Genomic DNA, 17,903 nt, shown 5'->3' with positions numbered 1-17,903 from the left:
GTGAGCACCTTCTCAGGACTGTCCGCGGCGTCCTCGGCGCTGTTCGCCGCGCAGCGCGCGATGGACGTCACCGGGCAGAACGTCGCCAACGTCAACACCGACGGCTACTCGCGGCAGCGGGTCGATCTCACGTCCGTGGGCGGCTCCGCCGTCCCGGCGGTGTTCTCGACCAGCTCGGGCATCGGTGAGGGCGTCGACGCGGACTCCGTCATCCGGATCCGCGACGCCTTCATGGAGAGCCGCGCGCAGGTCGAGCGCGCCACCACGGCGTCGTTGACGGTGAAGCAGACCACGCTCAACCAGATCGAGGACGCGTTCCACGAGCCCGGTGACGACGGCCTGCAGGCCCAGCTGTCGAAGATGTGGTCCGCCTGGGGTGACGTCACGAACAACACCACGGCCAAGGACGGTGGTGGTGCGCGCACGGCGGTGCTGCAGACGACCCAGACGGTGGTCGCCAGCCTGCACACGATCAACGCCACGCTGGACCAGCAGTGGTCGCAGGGCCTCGACGACCTCGGCGTGCTGGTCGACGACGTCAATGCCTCCGCGGCGTCCATCGCCACGCTCAACGAGTCGATCAAGCGGGCGAGCCAGGCCGGGTTGCCGACCAACGAGCTCGCCGACAAGCGGGACGCACTGGTGCTGGAGGTCGCCGAGCAGACCGGCGCCACCTCCACCGCTGAGGCGGACGGCACGGTGACCCTGAACCTGGGTGGGATGACGCTGGTCTCCGGGAAGAACTCGGTCACGCTGGCGGTCGGTGGGGCAACGAACCTGACGACGGCGACCGCGCCGCCCATCGACCCGCCCCGGATCGTGACCGTCCCCGGGGGGACGACGATCAAGCCGGGTGGCACGGCCGAGGGCCAGCTCACCGCGATGACGAAGACGATCCCGCACTACAAGAAGTCGCTCGACGACGTCGCGAAGCAGTTGGTGAAGACGCTCAACGAGGTGCACCAGTCCGGGTACGACCTGGCCGGGAACACGAACCATCCGCTGCTGGACGACGGCACCGGAACCGGCGACGACGCGGTCGACTGGACCGCAGTCACCGCGGCCACGATCAACCTCCGGATCAAGGACCCGGACGAGCTGGCCGCCGCCTCCCTGTCCCCGACCGCCGCGGGCGGGGTCGCCTCGGGTGACAGTCTCAACGCCGACGAGCTGGCCCAGCTCGGCTCGGCCGCGGGTGGGGCGGACGGCCTCTACCGGAAGATGATCGTCGGACTCGGGGTGCAGGCTTCCACCGCGTCGGGGAACCTCGCCGCGCAGAGCGTGATCAGCACGCAGGTCGACGCCGCACGCGAGTCGACCTCCGGCGTGAGCATCGACGAGGAGATGACGAACATGCTGCAGTTCCAGCACGCCTACTCGGCCGCCGCGCGCATGATCACCGCGATCGACGGGATGCTCGACACCGTGATCAACCGGATGGGCGTCTCCTGATGAGGATCACCCAGCGTGCGATCACGCAGACGAGCCTGCTCGGCCTGAACAGCAACCTCGCTGCCCTGAACAAGCTGCAGCAGCAGCTGACGTCGGGGACGACGATCAGCCGCCCGTCGGACTCCCCGACCGGCACCAACACCTCGATGCTCACCCGCCGCAGCATCGCGGACAACGACCAGCAGGCCCGGAACATCACCGACGGGACGACGGTCCTCGAGGCCACCGATTCGGCGCTGCAGGACATGCTGGCCCAGACGCTGAAGGTGCGGGACCTGACCGTGCAGGCTCTCAACAGCGGTGCGGGGAACGCCGAGACCCGGCAGGCGATCGCCAGTCAGGTGAGCGGACTGCGGGAGAGCATGCTCGGCCAGGCCAACCAGGTCGTGGCCGGCCGGCCGCTCTTCGGCGGGGTCACGTCCGGTGCCACCGCGTACGACGACGGGGAGTTCGTCGGCGTCGCGTTCGACGAGGACGTGAAGGCCACAGCCATCAACCGGCGGGTGTCGGACAACGAGACCATCCGGGTCGACGTCACCGGACCGGAGGCCTTCGGCAGCCCGGACGGATCCAACCTGTTCGCGGTGGTGCAGAACATCGCCACCCACACGACCGGCGACGACCAGCCGGCGCTGACCGAGGACCTGGCCGCCCTGGACGAGGCGATCAGCCGGCTGACCGAGGCGACCGCTGACGTCGGGACCCGGGCGCAGCGCATGGAGAGGGCCGGGACGACCAACTCGGCTCGGGCGCTGACGCTGTCGGCGGCGCTCGCCGCGACCGAGGACGTCGACCTGCCGAAGACCATCATGACCATGAAGGCCCAGGAGGTCAGCTACCAAGCAGCGCTCCAGGTGACGGCGCAGGTGCTGCAGCCCACCCTGCTGGACTTCTTGCGCTGATCAGGGGTCGCCGGACCTCCTGGCGGGCATGACGCCTGCCGAGAACGACAGGGGGCAGCTGCTCCGTCCTGCGACGGAGCGCTCCTCCTGACCCCGCCGACCGGCGGGTGCCACGGATGGCGACACACGACCCATGGAGGGGTTCCCCATGCTCACACTCACCCGCAGCGTCGGCGAGAGCATCCGGATCGGCGAGGACATCGAGGTCTACGTCGTCGAGGTGCGCGGCGGCACCGTGCGACTGGGCTTCAAGGCCCCTCGCGAGGTGACGATCCACCGCGAGGAGGTCTACCGGCAGATCACCGAGGCGAACAGCCTCGCTGCCGAGGTCGCGGCCGACGCGATGGCCGCCTTGGCAGCCTTTGCGCCAGGGTCAGGCCGAGCTCCTCAGCAAGATGTGACAACACCGTGACCAATACGGCTCAATAACCGCTCGACTCGTCTGTCTCACTGGTAACAGGACGGCGAGTCTCGCCGTCGGCCGGATTGATCCTGCGCAAGTCTCTCCCCACAGCGCCACCGCTACAGGGGGAGAACACGATGGAACTCAGCGCACTCGCATCCGGTCCGGCCGACGGTGTGGACCTCCGGGTCGACACCACCGTCGACGGGCTCTTCGACGCCGTCGGCACCGACGCGCTCGAGCCGGTGTGCCCCACGTCCGTCCTCCCGGAGACGGTGGTGGTGCACGTCCAGCTGCGCCCCCGCCGGTCGGCCACCCGCCGCTGCCTCGCCGCGCTGTCCGCGCTGGCGCTGCGGCACGACATGGTCCCCTTCACCCTGACCGGGCTGAGCGGCGACGACCGCGTCGTCCGGGTCACCGTCGGTGTCGAGCTCGGCCCCCGCGAGCTGATCGCCAAGTTCTCCGACCAGGCGCAGGCCGCGTACGCCTTCGCCGACGGTCTGTTCACCGACCTCTACGACTACATGCCGGTCTACGTGGGCGAGCCCAGCGAGACCGAGCGAGCCGCTGCCGCCGGTGTCCTCGAGGCCGCCGACACCGCGCGCCCGCGCACCGTCGCGCCGCGGATCCCCTCGCCGCGCACCTCCCACGAGATGGCCGGCGCGAGCACCTCCACCGCCCGGCGTGGCGCCCCCGTCCTCGTCTGACGCAGTCCGCCGGCCGCCAGGCCGCTGCTCCACCCGGCCGGCCCGGGCACTGCCTCGCGCCGCCGGTCCGTACCCACCCTTCCCGCCTGCACTTCCCCTCAGGAGGACCGGTGTCCGAGAACATCGCCGTCGCACAGCCCACCGAGACGACCGGGCGGACCGCCGCCCAGGCCGCCGCCGAGGAACGCCGCAACCGCGAGCCGCTGGTCTTCGGCGGTCTGCTCGAGGCCGAGGGCTGGGCGCTCGCACCCATCACCCCCCGCGACCGGGTGCACTTCCGCACCGACCGGGAGCTGCCGCTGGCCGAGTTCCGCGCGGCCCTGCCGGCCGGGGTCACGGTCACCTACGACGAGGGCGACGGGCTGTACCGCGTCGACGGCGAGCCCGGCTCCGCGGAGCCCCTGGCCGCGCTGGTCCGCAGCTGGTGCGCCGCCGGCGGGTACGGCACGGTCGGGCTCCGGCCGGAGACCGGCGTCCGTCGCCGTGCACCGCGGGACCTGCCCCCGGCCTTCCTGTCCGACCTGTGCCGGCACTACTGCCGGGTGAGCCTCAAGCGCCTGCAGCGGAACATGTCGACGATCCGGCTGCACCTGCCGGACAACGACGACATCGACCAGCAGGTCGCGGAGTGGGTGCTCAAGGCCGTCTCCACCTACGACGAGACCAAGTCGGTGCCCTTCGGGGCCTACCTGGCCACCCAGCTGTCCAAGTGGGTGCACGACCTGGGGCGCAACGCCTACGGCCGGACCGCCGCCGACACCGAGAACAAGCAGCAGAAGGCGGTCGCGTCCTTCACCGCCGAGCACCAGCGCCGGCCCAGCGAGAAGGAGCTCGCCGCCTACATGGGGCAGAGCGTCGCCACGCTGCGCCGCAACTCCCAGACCGTCGCCACGCTGAACGGCCTGCGCAACCTGCAGTCTCTGGACGGTGGTGCGGACGCGGTGGAGTTCGTCGTCCCGGACAGCGCCGAGGTCCCCGACGAGATCATGGGAGAGGCGGAGCAGACCCTGCTCTCGCACGCCCTGACCGCAGCCTGCGCCCCCGACCCGACCGCGCGCCGCGACCAACGGGCCGCACAACCGAACGTGCTGGGCTGGGCCACCTGGTACCTGACCACCTGGGGTGGGCAGACCAAGACCCAGCTGTCGGCGGACCTGAACACCTCGGTGCGGAACATGAACGTGCACGCCGACCGCGCCGAGCGCGCCCTCAAGGAGCGGCTCGCCGAGCACGGCTGAGAGAGGACCACCCTCCCCCCGAAGGCGGCCGTTCCAGCACGTCACCTGGCCCGTCGTGGTCCCCGCGCAACCGGGGACGACGGCGGGCCATCGTGCTGTCCGGGGGCCGTACGGCGGGGAAAAGCTGCCGGAGCTGGGTCCACCAGGTCTCCTCCCTGCCGATGTACGACTCGTGACCGCACCGGAGAGTCCTCGCCGCCCCGCGGGGAGCCGCCCGGTGGCGGCCGCCCCGGCCCCGCCGCGGACGCCGACGGTGCCGGCCGCCCTCCGCTGGGCGGTCCGGGCATGAGCCTCCCGCCGTTGTCCGACCCGGCCCACGCCGTCCTGGTGCCGCACTGGCTCAGCGCGGCTGACCGCCGTGAGCTGGAGCGGGCCGTCACCGACGCGCTGGCCGGCGGCCCGGTGCACCCGGTCGCTGCCGTCCACCTGGCCGAGGTGCTCACCGAACTGCACGTCGCCGCGGCCCGCGAGGTCGTCTGGCCGGCGCCGACCGCGCGGGTCCGCCGGGCCACCGGCTGGGGCGAGGACGTCGTCCCGGTCCGGCTGTCGGCGGTCGAGCTGGCGAGCGTGCTCTCCCTCCCGGACCTGGCGCTCGCCGCCCGGGAGGCACTGACCGGCGGACGCAGCGCGTGACGGGTGCACTGTTCGGCGCCCCCGCCGGGCTCTTCCGACGACTGGACCGGTCGGAGGTGCGGGCCTCCGACATCCGCACCGCCGTTCCCCGGCTCACCGCCACCGGGCTCGACCCGCTGCTGCAGCTGGACGTGCTGGACGGCGTCCGCGGGCCGGTGCTCGTGCTCGAGGAGGCCGGCCGCAGCACCCGGGTGCTGCTCGGCGAGCTCGCCGTGGAGATGACCCGCGCCCGGGTGGCCGCCACCCCCGAGGGGGTGACCGTCGCCCTGGCGGCCTGGATCGCCCGGCGGCCGGTGCCCGACCGGCTCGCCGCCGCCGGCGGGATGGCCGTGCTCGACTGGACCGATGCCCGGCAGACCACGCTGGGCTGGCGGGTGGTCCTGCTCCGGGCCGAGCTCCTGGTGCCCTGGCGCCCTTCCCGCACGGCCACCCTGCCGGCGGTGCACCAGATCCGGTCCCAGGCCCTCGGCCGCGCGGCCGGGGTCGAGGGGCAGCTGCGGATGGTCGGCCCCGTCGGGTTGTGGACCTCCGCGCAGCCCGGCCTCGACACCGCCGTGCTGGTGCGCCCGGAAGGGGTGCTGGCCGGGATGGCCGACCGCGGGGTGCGGCTGCGCGACCCGCACGTGGTGGTCACCCCACGCCGGCCGGTCGCCTGCGCGGACGCGCCGGTCGCCCGCCGGCTGGTGGCCGAGGCCGCCGACGCGAGCGCGACGATCCCGTGGCGGGAACTGATCGACCTCGGCTGGGCGTGAGCGCCTGCGGCCTCAGGTGAGGCTGCCGTACTCCCAGTGCCACGGTTCCGGGTTCTGCCCGTCGGCCTGCGCCCAGTCCGGGTGCACCCAGCCGTAGTGCGCCGCGTTGACCTGCATCCACGCCGTCTGGGCCGTCCCGAACACGTTGATCCCGCCGCACAGGTCGACCGCCAGACCCCAGCCGTGGTTGGAGGTGCCGGGCACCGCGGTGATCGCCGGCTTGCGGTGGTGGGCGTCGACCTGGGCGCCCAGCGACCGGTAGGAGTCGGTGATGCACAGCGGGCCGCCGAAGGTCGCCGCGTAGGCCGCCGACATCGCGTTGTAGGCAGCGGCCGCGTCGCAGCGCAGCCGGTGACCGCCGCCGAGGGAGCACAGCTGGTCGGCCGGGACCTGGCCGTTGGACCAGCCGCCCCAGGCGCCGTCGACCGGGCCGCCGGCCGAGCCGGGGGAGGGCAGCGGGGCGCTGCAGGTCGCCGGGTCCGGGCCGGTGACCGGCGGGTCGGCGGGCGTCGTCGCCGGGACGGTGACCCGGACGGCGGTGCTCAGGTCGGTCACGGTCCGGACCGCCACCTGCCACTGGTCGGCGGAGGCGGACAGCACGCTGGTGCCGCCGAGGTAGAGGCCGACGTCGTCCAGGCCGCTGCGCGGGTCGGTGCTGAACACCAGGTCGCCGACCTGCAGCTGGCCGACCGGCACCGGGGTGCCCGATGCCCACTGCCCGTCCAGGTCGCTGGTCAGCCCGACGCCGGCCGTGGTCCATGCGGTCGAGGTGAGGCCGCCGCAGCCGTACCCGTCGGGACCGCTCTGGTCGGCCAGGTACGGCTTGCCGAGCTGGGAGAAGGCGGCGCTGACCGCGGCGACGGTCTCGGCGGGGAGCACGGTCAGCGTGCGTCCCCCGACGAAGGTCGAGGCGACCCCGGCGACCGTCGCTCCCGATGCGTCCCGCAGCGGGGCCAGCCCGCTGGGCAGGTCGGTGGGATCGGTCAGGGTGGCGGCCGGTGGCGGGGTGATCCCGCCGGCGGCGAGCTGGCCCAGGTAGTGCTGCCACTCGGTCAGGGCAGCAGCGTTGCGCTCCTGCTGCGCCGTGGACGTGGGACTGGTGCCCAGCCCCGCCCACCGGGCGCTGACGGACGGATCGAGGGTGGACACCAGGTCGCGCATCGCGACGAGCACGTCGTCGGCCGTGCGCCGGGCGGCGGCGGCCGCGGCCTCGGCGGCCTGGGCGGTGTCGGTGTAGCTGGCGGCGTGCACCGCAGCGGTCGCGGCGCGGGCCACCTGGGTGTCCTGCTCGTCGGACAGGCGGTCGGCGAGGCCCTGGCCGTGCAGCACCTCGGTGGTGGCGTCGGGGGCGGTCAGGCTGAGCCGGCTGAGCGGCCAGCGCTCCTCGGCGCTGCGCCGGTAGGCGGTCGCGGCGTACTCGCCGACGGCGGCGCGGTCGGTGGCGACCGCGGCCAGCGCGGTGGCACCGGCATCGCGGGCCAGCTGTGCCTGGGTCTCGAAGGCGGTGGCCTCGGCCAGCGCCGACCGGTAACGGCTGGTCGCCTCGGCGAGGGTCGTCGCGGTCAGCTGCGCCTGTCCGACGGCGTCGGCGCGCCCCGGGACCTGCCCGGCCTCGGTCGGCGGTTGGGCGAGCGCAGCGAGCACGGTGACGATCCCGAGCGTCGACCCGGCGAGCACCGCCATCCGACGCCACCACGCGCGGACGGCGCCCGGCGCGCGGGACCGCGGAGCGGAGCCCGTCGTCCGGGGAGCGGGACGACGACGAGCGGTCCCTGGTCGCGCGGCCGGGCCGGGACGGGATGCGCTGGGACGAGGGGGAGAGGCCGTCCGTCGGACGGGTGCCCGGCCGGCCGGGACGCGGGTCCGCGGCGCAGCTGCTCGTGCGCGGGGTGCGGACACCGGGCCCCCTCCCTGCTCGTGCGACGGATCGGCCCGGACGCCTGGTGGCGTCCGGTGTCCTGATCACATCGACGGGCCCGGGGGGTGGGCGTAGCTCCCTCACCGGTTCGGGGGGTGCCCCTCACCCCATCGGGGGTGCGGGAGCGAGAGACGACGAGGCCCCGCCGTCCAGACGGACGGCGGGGCCTCGGAGGTGCTGCTGCTACCGCTGGGTGATCGGCACGAACGGGCGCTCGGTCTCACCGGTGTAGACCTGCCGCGGACGGCCGATCTTCGTCGCCGGGTCCTCGATCATCTCGCGCCACTGGGCGATCCAGCCGGGGAGCCGGCCGAGCGCGAAGAGCACCGTGAACATCTTCACCGGGAAGCCCATCGCCCGGTAGATGAGCCCGGTGTAGAAGTCGACGTTCGGGTAGAGCTTGCGCTGGATGAAGTAGTCGTCGGAGAGCGCGATCTCCTCCAGCTGCCGGGCCAGGTCGAGCAGCTCGTTGTTGCCGCCGAGCTTGCCCAGCACGGTGTCGGCGGTCGCCTTGACCAGCTGGGCCCGCGGGTCGTAGTTCTTGTAGACCCGGTGCCCGAAGCCCATGAGCTTGACGCCGGGCTCCTTGTTCTTCACCCGGTCCACGAAGCGGCCGATGTCGCCGCCGTCGCGCTTGATCGCCTCGAGCATCTCCAGCACCGACTGGTTCGCCCCGCCGTGCAGCGGGCCGAAGAGCGCGTTGATGCCGGCCGAGACCGACGCGAAGAGGTTGGCGTGCGAGGACCCGACCAGCCGCACCGTGGAGGTCGAGCAGTTCTGCTCGTGGTCGGCGTGCAGGACGAACAGCATGTCCAGCGCCTTGACCAGCTCCGGGTCGGCCTCGTAGGGCTCGGCCGGGAAGCCGAAGGTCATCCGCAGGAAGTTCTCCACCAGGCCGAGCGAGTTGTCCGGGTAGAGGAACGGCTGACCGACCGACTTCTTGTAGGCGTAGGCCGCGATCGTCGGCAGCTTGGCCAGCAGCCGCAGCGTGGAGATCTCCACCTGGCGCTCGTCGAAGGGGTCCAGCGAGTCCTGGTAGAAGGTCGACAGGGCGCTGACCGCGGAGGAGAGCACCGGCATCGGGTGCGCATCGCTGGGGAAGCCCTTGAAGAACTGCTTCAGGTCCTCGTGCAGCAGGGTGTGCCGGCGGATGCCCTGGTCGAACTCGGCGAGCTGGTCGGCGGTCGGCAGCTCACCATGGATCAGCAGGTACGAGACCTCGAGGAAGCTGGCCTGGCCGGCGAGCTGGTCGATGGGGTACCCGCGGTACCGCAGGATGCCCTGGTCGCCGTCGATGTAGGTGATCGCCGAGGTGCAGGACGCGGTGTTGACGAACCCGATGTCCAACGCGACCTGGCCGGTGGTGGCCAGCAGCTTGCTGGTGTCGATGCCCTCGGACCCCTCGGTGGAGGGGACGACCGGCAGGGGGAGTTCGCCGCCGGTCCAGCGCAGGGCTACGTCTGGGGTGCTCGCTGTCTCGCTCATCAGCTCAGGACGCTACTCAGTTCTCCGGCCGCCGCGACACGGCCCCCGCCATCGGGTGGAAAAGGCGAGGGCCGCGACCCGGCACGGCCGGCGTCAGGGGTGCGTCATCGACAGCACGTCGAGGGCGGCGTCCAGCTGCTCCTCGGTGAGCTTGCCCGCCTCCACGTACCCGCGCTCCACCACGACCTGGCGGATCGTCTTCTGCTCCTTGAGCGACTGCTTGGCCACGATCGCCGCCTCCTCGTAGCCGATGTACTTGTTCAGCGGCGTGACGATCGAGGGCGAGGACTCGGCGTAGGTGCGGCACTGCTCGACGTCGGCGGTGATGCCGTCGACGCAGCGGTCGGCCAGGATCCGGCTGACGTTGGCCAGCAACCGGATCGACTCCAGCAGGTTGCGGGCCATCAGCGGCAGGGTGACGTTGAGCTCGAAGACGCCGGTGGTGCCGGCGTAGGTGATCGCGGCGTCGTTGCCGATCACCTGGGCGCCCACCTGGATGACCGCCTCGGGGATCACCGGGTTCACCTTGCCGGGCATGATCGAGCTGCCCGGCTGGAGGTCGGGCAGAGCGATCTCGCCCAGGCCGGTGCGCGGGCCCGAGCCCATCCACCGCAGGTCGTTGACGATCTTGATCAGCCCGACGGCGATCGTCTTCAGCTGACCCGAGCCCTCGACCAGGGCGTCGCGCGAGCTCTGCGCCTCGAAGTGGTTGCGCGCCTCCGACAAGGGCAGCCCCAGCTCCCCGGCCAGCCGCTCGATGATCGCGGCGGCGAAACCGGGCGGGGTGTTGATGCCCGTGCCCACGGCGGTGCCGCCCAGCGGCAGCTCACCGATGCGGGGGAGGGAGGCCTGCAGCCGCTCGATGCCGTAGCGGACCGCCGCGGCATAGCCGCCGAACTCCTGGCCCAGGGTGACCGGCGTGGCGTCCATCAGGTGGGTGCGCCCGCTCTTGACGACGGTGGCGAACTCCTCGGCCTTGCGCTCGAGGGAGGCCGCCAGGTGCTCCAGCGCCGGCACCAGGTCGCGGACGATCGCGCCGGTGGCAGCCACGTGGATCGCCGAGGGGAAGACGTCGTTGGACGACTGGGAGGCGTTGACGTGGTCGTTGGGGTGCACCGGCGAGCCCAGCGACTCGGTGGCCAGGGTGGCGATGACCTCGTTGGTGTTCATGTTGCTCGACGTCCCGGACCCGGTCTGGAAGACGTCGATCGGGAAGTGCTCGTCCCACTCGCCCCGGGCGACCGCGGCGGCGGCCTCGGTCACGGCGCCGGCCACGTCCTCGGGGAGGACGCCGAGCGAGGCGTTGACGCCGGCCGCGGCGCCCTTGATCGCGGCCAGCGCGCCGATCAGCTCGCGCTCGATCGGGGTGCCGGAGATGGGGAAGTTCTCGACGGCTCGCTGGGTCTGCGCGCGCCACTTCGCCCATGAGGGGACGCGCACCTCACCCATGGAGTCGTGCTCGATGCGGAAGTCGTCCTCGGTGGCCACGCTGCGCTCCCAGGTCCTGTGGTCGGCTGCTGAAGTGGTGGGTGGTGCTGCAACGACCCTAGACAGCCCCCGGACGCCGACTCACCCAGCCGGGTGAGCGACGACCCGGCGAGGCCATGGTCCCGTCATGGTGGAGCGGCGACAACGCCGCAGACGGAGGGACCGCATGTCCGAGCACGGCCCCGGCCAACAGCAGTGGTACGCCGTGGGCTGCCTCTGCCCCGACCTGGACTGACCGCCGCATCCCGCCGAGGAGCACCGATGACCCGACCGCCGTCCGGCGACCCGTCCCCGTGGGGGACGACGCCGGAGCAGCAGCCGCAGCCTGCGCCGCCGTACCGGCAGCCGCAGTACTGGACGCCCTACGGCGCTCCGCAGTACGGGCAGCCGCCGTACGGCGCTCCCCAGTACGGGCAGCCGCAGTACGGGCAGCCGCAGTACGGGCAGCCCCAGTACGGGCAGCCGCCGTACGGGCAGCCGCAGTACGGCTACGGCGGGCCGCCGTACGGGCCGTACGGGCCCTACACCGGTGGCCGGCCACCGGGTCGTCGGAAGCTGGTCATCGGGCTCGTGATCGGCGGGCTGGCGCTGCTGGCCCTGGTCGTCGCGGTGTTCGTCGCGGCGGGGAGGGTGATCCCGGACTCGACGGTGCCGGCGCCGGTCGCGACCCGCGAGCCCACCGGCCTCGGGGACGACCCGGTGTTCGACCAGCTCGCCCGCGCCTGCCACGACGGGGACATGTCCTCCTGCGACGACCTCTACGACCGCTCCGACATCGACTCCGCCTACGAGGAGTACGGCGACACCTGCGCCGGTCGTCGCGGAGGCGGGGCGTGGGCCTACTGCGTCGACGTCTACTCCGACACCGACTGACGTCGCTAGGGTCGCCGCATGACCCAGGAGCCGGTGGCTGGTCAGGATCCCCGGGGGGCGCCCGCGCCTGCCCTGCGCGCCGGCGACGCCGATCGGGACGCCACCGTCACGCGGCTGCAGACCGCGGTCGGTGAGGGGCGGATCGACCTCGACGAGTTCAGCCAGCGGGCCGCGGCGGCCCATGCCGCGGTGACCAAGGCGGAGCTCGAGGCGCTGCTCGCCGACCTGCCGGCGCCGGCGTCCGCGGTGCCGGCGGTCGGCGAGGTCGTCGGTGAGCGGATGTCGCCCGAGCCCGTGTTCAGCGTCATGGGGGATGTGAAGCTGACGGTCTCGACCGCCGTCCCGAGGCAGGTCAGCACCGTCTTCGGTGACGTGACGATCGACCTGCGGGGACTGCGCACCGCCGACGACGCCGTCGAGCTGCGGCTCTGCACGGTCTTCGGGGACGTGCAGGTGATCGTCAGCGAGGGTGTCGCCGCCGAGATCAACGGCTGGACGGTGTTCGGCGACCGGAAGACCCAGCTGGCCCCGGTGCCCCGGCTGGCGGGCACGCCGCGGGTCGTGGTCACCGGCTGGTCGGTCTTCGGTGACCGCAAGCTGCGGAGTCTCGCTCCCGGGGAGTCGTCCAGCCGGTGGCGGTCCGTGCTGGACCGGCTGGCCGACCGCCGTCCGCCGCTGCCGCCCCCGCCGGCGCGGCCCTAGCGCGCCGGCTCAGCCCTCGCCGTCGCCGAACGGGACGGCGGAGTACGAGCTGAGCTTCTCCAGCGAGTGCAGGCTGTCGATCGACCGGATGGTGCCCGACCGCGAGCGCATGACCAGCGACTGCGTGGTGCAGCCGCCGGCGCGGTACTGCACGCCGCGCAGCAGCTCGCCGTCGGTGATCCCGGTGGCCACGAAGAAGACGTCCCCGCGCACCAGGTCGTCGATGGCGAGCACCCGGTCCAGGTCGTGCCCGGCGTCCAGCGCCTTCTGCCGCTCGGCGTCGTCCTTGGGCCAGAGCCGCCCCTGCAGCGCCCCGCCCATGCACTTGAGGGCGCAGGCGGTGATGATCCCCTCCGGGGTGCCGCCGATCCCCATCAGCAGGTCGACGCCGGTGCCCTCGCGGGCCGCGGCGATCGCCCCGGCGACGTCGCCGTCGGTGATGAACTTGATCCGGGCGCCGGACTCCCGCACCTCCTGGACCAGCGTCTCGTGCCGGGGGCGGTCCAGGATGCAGACGGTCACGTCGGCGGCCGACGCCCGCTTGGCCTTGGCCACCCGGCGGATGTTCTCGGCGACGGGTGCGGTGATGTCGATGACGTCGGCAGCGATCGGCCCGGTGGCGATCTTGTCCATGTAGAAGACGGCCGAGGGGTCGTACATGGCCCCGCGGTCGGCCACCGCCATCACGGCGACGGCGTTGGGCATGCCCTTGGCCATCAGCGTGGTGCCGTCGATCGGGTCCACGGCGACGTCGTAGTGACCGCCGGTGCCGTCGCCGACCTCCTCGCCGTTGTAGAGCATCGGGGCCTCGTCCTTCTCGCCCTCCCCGATGACCACGACGCCGCGCATGCTCACGGTGCCGATCAGCGCGCGCATCGCGTCGACCGCGGCGCCGTCCCCACCGTTCTTGTCGCCGCGGCCGACCCAGCGGCCGGCGGCCATGGCCGCGGCCTCGGTGACCCGCACCAGCTCCATGGCCAGGTTGCGGTCCGGCGGGGGGCGGTCGCCCCGACCGCCGGTGCTGGGCCGGGCGGCCGTGCCGCCGGGCAGTGGTCCGTCGGGCAGGGGCAGGGACACAGGACCTCCTGACGACCGCCGGACGACGCTGTCGGCGGGGTGGGGGAGCAGTGCTGCGATCCTAGGGGCATGCCTGAAACCGGCCAGCCGGGTCAGCCCGGCGGTCCCGTCCCCCCGCAGGCCGACCCGACCGAGGTCCCCGCGCCGCCCGCCGTCGAGCGGCTGCAGCGCTTCACCGCCGCCAACATGATCCGGTCGCTGCTGCCGCTGGTGCTCGGTTGCCTGCTCGTCGTCGGGGTCACCGCGATCCGGCAGAACCCGGACGACCCCGTGCGCGAGGTGGACACCTCGAGCGCCGAGCGGGCGGTGTCCCAGCTGGCCGGCTACCAGCTGCTGGTGCCCCGTGGCCTGTCCGACGACTGGCGGCCCACCAGCGTCCGCACCGACGCCGGGCAGGCGTCGCCCGGGGACCCGGTGAGCCTGCAGATCGGCTGGCTCACCCCGGCCGAGGAGTTCGCGCAGTACGTGGTCAGCGACGACCCGGACACGACCGCGCTCACCGACGTCCTGGAGGACGCGACCGAGGACGGCACCGAGCAGGTCGGCGGGGACACCTGGCAGCGCGTGACCACCCAGCGCGGGGAGACGGCGCTGACCCGCACCGAGGGGACGGCGACGCTGGTGGTCACCGGCTCGGCGTCCGACGACGAGCTGGAGACCCTCGCCGGCTCCCTCGAGCCCTACGCACCCTGAGGGCCATGTTGGCCACCACGGCCCCTCGGGGGTCAGGCCTGGGCGTCGGTGGGGGCGGCGGCGGCCAGGCGCTCGCGGGCGCGGTCCAGCCAGTGCTGGCAGGTCTCGGCCAGCTGCTCGCCCCGCTCCCAGAGGGTCAGCGACTCCTCCAGCGTCAGCCCGCCGGCCTCCAGCTTCCGAACGACGTCGGCGAGCTCCTCGCGGGCCTGCTCGTAGGTCTGGGTGGGTTCGGGCGTCGTCACGGTGTCCCATCCTGCCTGTCCACCCGCACCGGCAGCCGACCGCCGGCGACCCGCACCTGCAGCCGCTCGTCGTCGGCCACCTCGGCCGGGTCGCGCACCAGTGCCCCGTCGGCGCGCTGCACCACGGCGTAGCCGCGGTCCAGGGTGGCCTGGGGCGACAGCGCGGACACCTGCGCGCGGGCGTGTAGGAGGTCCCGCTCGGCCCCTTCGACGCGGTGGGTCAGCGTGCGGGTCGCCCGGCCGCGCAGCATGGCGACGTCGTCGGCGCGGCCGGTCAGCAGCCGCTGGGGGTCGGCCAGCACCGGACGGCTGCGCACCGACTCCAGCCAGCGCTCCTGCTGCTCCAGGCGGGCGCCGAGCAGGTGCCGCGCGCGGGCGCGCAACCCGTCGACCAGCCGCCGCTGCTCACCGATCTCGGGGACGACGCGGTGGGCGGCGTCGGTGGGGGTCGCCGCCCGGACGTCGGCGACGTGGTCGACCAGCGTGGTGTCGGTCTCGTGGCCCACGGCGGTGACCACCGGGGTGCGGGTGGCCGCGATCGCGCGGACCAGCCCCTCGTCGGAGAACGGCAGCAGGTCCTCGACCGAGCCGCCGCCGCGGGCGATCACGATCACCTCGACGGTGGGGTCAGCGTCCAGCTTCCGGAGCCCGGCGATCACCGATTCGGCCGCCGTCGGCCCCTGGACGGCGCAGTTGTGCACCGCGAAGCGCACCGCGGGCCAGCGGCGGCGGGCGGTGACCAGCACGTCGCGCTCGGCCGCGCTGTCCCGGCCGGTGATCACCCCGACCACGGCAGGCGCGAACGGCAGCGGCCGCTTGCGCGCCGCGTCGAACAACCCCTCGGCCGCCAGCAGCCGCCGGATCCGCTCGATCCGGGCGAGCAGCTCGCCCAGCCCGACGGCACGGATCTCGGTGGCGCGCAGCGAGAAGGAGCCGCGGGCGACGTAGTAGTCCGGCCGCGCCCGGACGACGACCCGGGCGCCCTCGGTGAGCTCCAGACCCGGCCGGTCGGCGACGTCGCGGGGGCAGGTCACCGGGATCGAGAGGTCGGCGGCCGGGTCGCGCAGGGTGAGGAAGACGGTGGCCGCGTTGCCCCGCCGGGACAGCTGCGCGACCTGGCCCTCGACCCACACCTCACCGAGCCGGCCGATCCACTCGGCGACCTTGCGGGCGACAGTCCGCACCGGCCACGGGGACTCGGGCGAGGAGGGGCTGGTCACGGCACGAGGGTGCCACTGCGGCCCGGGCCGCCCGCCGTCAGCCGGGGTAGCCCGGCGCCGCCGGCAACCCGAAGAACTCCTCGAGCGTGCGTGTCCCGGTGCGCTGCAGCTCGGTCGCCAGCGGGACGCCCACGTAGCGCACGTGCCACGGCTCGTACTTGTAGCCGGTGACGTCCTGGGCGCCGTCGGGGTAGCGGACGACGTAGCCGAACTCGGCGCCGTGGGCGGCGACCCACTGGCCCTCGGCGGTGGTGGCGAAGCAGCTCTCGATGTCGCAGCCGCCGCCGCCGACGTCGGCGGCCAGCCCGGTCTGGTGCTCGCTGTAGCCGGGCCGGGCGACCTGGATCTCGGCCCGCTCCTCGCCGAACCGGGCGACCTGGTTGCGGAAGGTGTCCACCTGGTAGTCGTAGGAGCGGTATGCGCTCAGCACGCTGATGGTCAGGCCCTGCGCGGCCGCGGCGGCGATCATGTCGCGCATCGCCTGGGCGGCCTCGGCCCGCAGCTGGCGGCCGCCGATGTCGACCAGGTCGGCCGGCGCGTGGTCCAGGGGGGCCAGCGGGCGCGCCTTGTCCACGACCACCCACGGGCTGTTCGGGTCGTCGATGGACTGCTGGGCCCGGTCGAAGGTCGGCTCGGCCGGCGGTGTGGTCGGCGGGGCGGGGGTCGACGTGGTCGGGGGTGCGCTGCTGGACGGTGCGACCGAGTTCGACGACGGCACGGCGGCGGCGACGGTCGGCGGGGGACCGGAGGACCGGGCCTCGCGGACGAGCCCGACGACGGCGGCCACGACCGCCAGCAGCACCAGTGCGACGACGACGCGGCGGGCTCCGGACCCGCGGCGGCGTGCCGCCCGGTGTCCTGCGCCCTGACTGCTGCTGGCCACCCGTCTCCCCGGTGCTCGCTGCGCCGGGCGGATCCCCGGACCGCTGAGGATCCTGGCACCACGCCCGGCTCCCGGCGGCCAACCGGACCCGCTCGGCCCGTCGTGGGTCAGCCGCGGTCGGCGCTGAGCTTCTCCAGCCGGTTCTGCAGCAGGGTCACGTACGGCGCCCGGGCCTGGGTGGCCCGCTCGTAGTCGAGCAGGTCGGCGACGGTCTCGATGGGGTAGCTCCGCAGCCGGCCGCGCAACGCCGGGATGCTGAACGCGTCGTACCCCTCGACCGGGCTGGTGGCCCCGGCCTCGGTGCCGGCGTCGGTGCCCGCGTCGGTGCCGTCGGTCGGTGCGTCCGCCTCCGGCACCACCAGGGGGTCGCTGTCGGCGCTGTCGGTGATGTCGCTGCCGGGCGTGACGCTCTCCGCGGCCTCCGGACCGCCCAGGTCGACGAGCTCCTCGGCGGCGTCCGCGAGCGCCGCGACGTCCGGGTCGGCGTCGTCGACCAGCTCGGTCTGCTCCGGTGCCTGGTCGGCGGTCAGGTCGTCCAGTGTGTGCGCCGTCGGTGCTGCGTCGGTCGGTGCTGCGTCGGTCGGTGCTGCGTCGGTCGGTGCTGCGTCGGTCGGTGCTGCGTCGGTCGGGGCTTCGTCGGTGGCGTCACCGGGGACGGCCTCGACCGGCGGGGCACCGCCGACCGCGGCGTCGGCGATGAGCTCGTCGGCCACTGCCTCCGCGGCGGCGGCATCCTCCAGGGCCTCCTCGAGGGCCACTGCCTCCTCCATGGCCTCCTCGATCGCCGCCTCCTCCAGGACGGCCTCGACGACGGACTCCTCGAGTGCGGCCTCGTCCTCGGCGACCTCGGTCACGGTGTCGGCGCTGAGGTCCTCGAGCACCTCCTCGGGGACGTCGGCCGGAGCCACCGCCCCGATCTCGGCGTCGACCTCGCCGGCCAGCTCGTCGACCACCGCGGTGATCGCGTCGGCCTCCGGGTCGTCGGGCAGCGCCGCGACCTCGGCCGGGCTGAGGTCCGCGTCGTCGTCCACGGTGAGCGCCAGGACGACGGCGGTCTCCTCCGCCAGGTCGTCCGACTCGGCCAGCGGCAGGTCGGCGACCGACAGGTCGTCGGCGAGCTCGTCGGCCAGCTGCTCGAACACCGGGTCGGACCCGGCGTCCAGCTCGGCGTCCTCCAGCGCGCTGTCGTCGACCCGGTCGAAGGCCGAGCTGCGGGGCGCGGGGGGACCTGCCGG

At 73.6% G+C, this 17,903-nt stretch carries 18 protein-coding genes; 10 read left to right on the top strand and 8 right to left on the bottom strand.

The window, feature by feature from the left end; all coding sequences use genetic code 11:
* From flgK to FHL79_RS20020, 7 genes are all read left to right on the top strand, one after another.
* Positions 1–1,452: a flagellar hook-associated protein FlgK gene (flgK, locus tag FHL79_RS20050; RefSeq protein WP_138760334.1), complete on the top strand. Its 1,452-nt coding sequence runs from the start codon at positions 1–3 to the stop codon at positions 1,450–1,452.
* The gene (locus FHL79_RS20045) at positions 1,452–2,354 is read left to right on the top strand and encodes a flagellin N-terminal helical domain-containing protein (RefSeq protein WP_138760333.1); all 903 of its coding nucleotides are present in this window, start codon (positions 1,452–1,454) and stop codon (positions 2,352–2,354) included. Before flgK ends, FHL79_RS20045 begins: the two co-directional genes overlap by 1 nt.
* 133 nt (positions 2,355–2,487) lie before the next feature.
* On the top strand, positions 2,488–2,766 hold the full coding sequence (csrA, locus tag FHL79_RS26640; RefSeq protein WP_439331135.1) for a carbon storage regulator CsrA: 279 nt from the start codon (positions 2,488–2,490) through the stop codon (positions 2,764–2,766).
* A gap of 128 nt (positions 2,767–2,894) precedes the next feature.
* Positions 2,895–3,464 carry a hypothetical protein gene (locus tag FHL79_RS25915; protein WP_246081037.1) on the top strand — a complete coding sequence of 190 codons (570 nt, stop codon included), beginning with the start codon at positions 2,895–2,897 and terminating at the stop codon, positions 3,462–3,464.
* Between the two features lie 110 nt (positions 3,465–3,574).
* A complete protein-coding gene (locus FHL79_RS20030) occupies positions 3,575–4,702 on the top strand; it encodes a sigma-70 family RNA polymerase sigma factor (protein ID WP_138760332.1) in 1,128 nt (375 codons plus the stop codon).
* A gap of 285 nt (positions 4,703–4,987) precedes the next feature.
* A complete protein-coding gene (locus tag FHL79_RS20025) occupies positions 4,988–5,335 on the top strand; it encodes a hypothetical protein (RefSeq protein WP_138760331.1) in 348 nt (115 codons plus the stop codon).
* Positions 5,332–6,087: a hypothetical protein gene (locus tag FHL79_RS20020; RefSeq protein WP_138760330.1), complete on the top strand. Its 756-nt coding sequence runs from the start codon at positions 5,332–5,334 to the stop codon at positions 6,085–6,087. The genes FHL79_RS20025 and FHL79_RS20020 overlap by 4 nt, the downstream gene beginning before the upstream one ends.
* A 12-nt stretch (positions 6,088–6,099) precedes the next feature.
* On the opposite strand, the gene FHL79_RS20015 is transcribed toward FHL79_RS20020, so the two are convergent.
* From FHL79_RS20015 to FHL79_RS20005, 3 genes are all read right to left on the bottom strand, one after another.
* Positions 6,100–7,770 carry a D-alanyl-D-alanine carboxypeptidase family protein gene (locus FHL79_RS20015; RefSeq protein WP_138760329.1) on the bottom strand — a complete coding sequence of 557 codons (1,671 nt, stop codon included), beginning with the start codon at positions 7,768–7,770 and terminating at the stop codon, positions 6,100–6,102.
* Positions 7,771–8,188: 418 nt separating this feature from the next.
* Positions 8,189–9,490, bottom strand: coding sequence for a citrate synthase (locus tag FHL79_RS20010; protein ID WP_138760328.1), 1,302 nt, complete (start codon positions 9,488–9,490; stop codon positions 8,189–8,191).
* Positions 9,491–9,583: 93 nt separating this feature from the next.
* Entirely contained in the window at positions 9,584–10,978 is a 1,395-nt protein-coding gene (locus tag FHL79_RS20005; RefSeq protein ID WP_138760327.1) for a class II fumarate hydratase, read from the bottom strand.
* 261 nt (positions 10,979–11,239) lie between these two features.
* On the opposite strand from FHL79_RS20005, the gene FHL79_RS20000 reads away from it, so the two are divergent.
* Together FHL79_RS20000 and FHL79_RS19995 are read left to right on the top strand one after the other, a co-directional pair.
* Positions 11,240–11,851 carry a hypothetical protein gene (locus tag FHL79_RS20000; RefSeq protein ID WP_138760326.1) on the top strand — a complete coding sequence of 204 codons (612 nt, stop codon included), beginning with the start codon at positions 11,240–11,242 and terminating at the stop codon, positions 11,849–11,851.
* Between the two features lie 18 nt (positions 11,852–11,869).
* A complete protein-coding gene (locus FHL79_RS19995; RefSeq protein WP_138760325.1) occupies positions 11,870–12,553 on the top strand; it encodes a DUF1707 SHOCT-like domain-containing protein in 684 nt (227 codons plus the stop codon).
* A gap of 9 nt (positions 12,554–12,562) precedes the next feature.
* Here FHL79_RS19995 and glpX read toward each other — a convergent pair whose 3' ends face one another.
* Positions 12,563–13,630 carry a class II fructose-bisphosphatase gene (glpX, locus tag FHL79_RS19990; RefSeq protein ID WP_281283885.1) on the bottom strand — a complete coding sequence of 356 codons (1,068 nt, stop codon included), beginning with the start codon at positions 13,628–13,630 and terminating at the stop codon, positions 12,563–12,565.
* Positions 13,631–13,699: 69 nt separating this feature from the next.
* Here glpX and FHL79_RS19985 point away from each other — a divergent pair, with 69 nt between their 5' ends.
* Positions 13,700–14,323, top strand: coding sequence for a DUF4245 domain-containing protein (locus tag FHL79_RS19985; protein WP_138760324.1), 624 nt, complete (start codon positions 13,700–13,702; stop codon positions 14,321–14,323).
* A 32-nt stretch (positions 14,324–14,355) separates the two neighbouring features.
* On the opposite strand, the gene FHL79_RS19980 is transcribed toward FHL79_RS19985, so the two are convergent.
* The 4 genes from FHL79_RS19980 to FHL79_RS25210 form a co-directional block, all read right to left on the bottom strand.
* Positions 14,356–14,565, bottom strand: a complete 210-nt coding sequence (locus FHL79_RS19980; protein ID WP_138760323.1) for an exodeoxyribonuclease VII small subunit — start codon at positions 14,563–14,565, stop codon at positions 14,356–14,358.
* Positions 14,562–15,785 (bottom strand): exodeoxyribonuclease VII large subunit, encoded by a 1,224-nt coding sequence (gene xseA / locus FHL79_RS19975; RefSeq protein WP_138760322.1) that lies wholly within the window; start codon positions 15,783–15,785, stop codon positions 14,562–14,564. Before xseA ends, FHL79_RS19980 begins: the two co-directional genes overlap by 4 nt.
* A gap of 37 nt (positions 15,786–15,822) precedes the next feature.
* The gene (locus tag FHL79_RS19970) at positions 15,823–16,668 is read right to left on the bottom strand and encodes a M15 family metallopeptidase (protein ID WP_138760321.1); all 846 of its coding nucleotides are present in this window, start codon (positions 16,666–16,668) and stop codon (positions 15,823–15,825) included.
* Between the two features lie 107 nt (positions 16,669–16,775).
* A partial coding sequence (locus FHL79_RS25210) for a hypothetical protein (RefSeq protein WP_218938530.1) occupies positions 16,776–17,903 on the bottom strand: 1,128 nt, incomplete at its 5' end.

The sequence above is a fragment of the Modestobacter altitudinis genome, assembly GCF_005930475.1.
Lineage (GTDB): Bacteria > Actinomycetota > Actinomycetes > Mycobacteriales > Geodermatophilaceae > Modestobacter > Modestobacter altitudinis.
This window is presented reverse-complemented; position numbering and strand designations above follow the sequence as displayed.